Origin of the sequence: Achromobacter sp. Marseille-Q0513 (genome assembly GCF_018195695.1) — a bacterium.
GTDB lineage: Bacteria > Pseudomonadota > Gammaproteobacteria > Burkholderiales > Burkholderiaceae_B > Achromobacter.
Map to the genome: position 1 here is coordinate 1 of NZ_JAGTJY010000498.1, position 482 is coordinate 482.

Annotated in this window: 1 protein-coding gene; it reads right to left on the reverse strand. The window is 58.9% G+C overall.

Going from position 1 to position 482, the window contains the following annotated elements; genetic code table 11:
- Positions 1-411 (reverse strand): phage major tail tube protein (locus KDH83_RS31460; RefSeq protein ID WP_212323068.1); only part of this gene is annotated, 411 nt, incomplete at its 3' end.
- Between the last annotated feature and the right edge of the window lie 71 nt (positions 412-482).

Here is a 482-nt window from a genome sequence, read left to right on the forward strand (position 1 = left end):
GATGTAGGTCGCGTAGAACTTGCTGCTGAACTCGGCCTTGTCGTTCTGCTTGAAGTCGCCGGTCGGCACCTCGTAAAACGAGGCGGTGAGAAACACCACGTAGGGCACCTGTTGGGTGCGGCCTTGACTGGTGTAGGTTTCCAGGCTGCCGCGCGCCTGAAGCTGCACCGGGGTGAACGGGTCGAGCAGCTTGGGCCACACGTTGGCGTAGAACGAGTTCCACTTGATCTCGCCTTCCAGCGCCTCGAAGCCGCTGGGCAGCTTGATCGCGCCGACCATGCCCACGGCCTTGTGCTCGGCCATCTTGAACTTCACCACCGGGAGCTTGAACTCCTCGGCCTGGCCCAACAGGCTGTTGCCGTCGATGTAGATGTTCGCGTTGTTGAGCGTGTTTACTTGAATACCGGCCACGATTGGCTCCTTTCAGATTGGTTGGATGTTCAGGAGGACTTCGTGCCCAACTGGTTGAGGTAGTCGATGTT